Here is a 287-nt window from a genome sequence, read left to right on the forward strand (position 1 = left end):
TGGAAAAACTGGAGCGGGCGAAGGGATTCGAACCCTCGACCCCAACCTTGGCAAGGTTGTGCTCTACCCCTGAGCTACACCCGCTCACTCTGACAGGCCGTCCGAACTTGGAGCGGGCGAAGGGATTCGAACCCTCGACCCCAACCTTGGCAAGGTTGTGCTCTACCCCTGAGCTACACCCGCCCAAACTCGTTCGGCCTCTCTGGAAAAACTGGAGCGGGCGAAGGGATTCGAACCCTCGACCCCAACCTTGGCAAGGTTGTGCTCTACCCCTGAGCTACACCCGC

Annotated in this window: 3 tRNA genes; all 3 read right to left on the bottom strand. The window is 60.3% G+C overall.

Annotated elements, in window-relative coordinates:
• Positions 1 to 9: 9 nt before the first annotated feature.
• Positions 10 to 84, bottom strand: a tRNA-Gly gene (locus MFF64_RS36770).
• Positions 85 to 108: 24 nt separating this feature from the next.
• Positions 109 to 183 (bottom strand) — tRNA-Gly (locus MFF64_RS36775).
• A gap of 29 nt (positions 184 to 212) precedes the next feature.
• Positions 213 to 287, bottom strand: a tRNA-Gly gene (locus MFF64_RS36780).

This window comes from Methylobacterium frigidaeris (assembly GCF_022179185.1).
In the GTDB taxonomy this organism is placed as follows: domain Bacteria; phylum Pseudomonadota; class Alphaproteobacteria; order Rhizobiales; family Beijerinckiaceae; genus Methylobacterium; species Methylobacterium frigidaeris.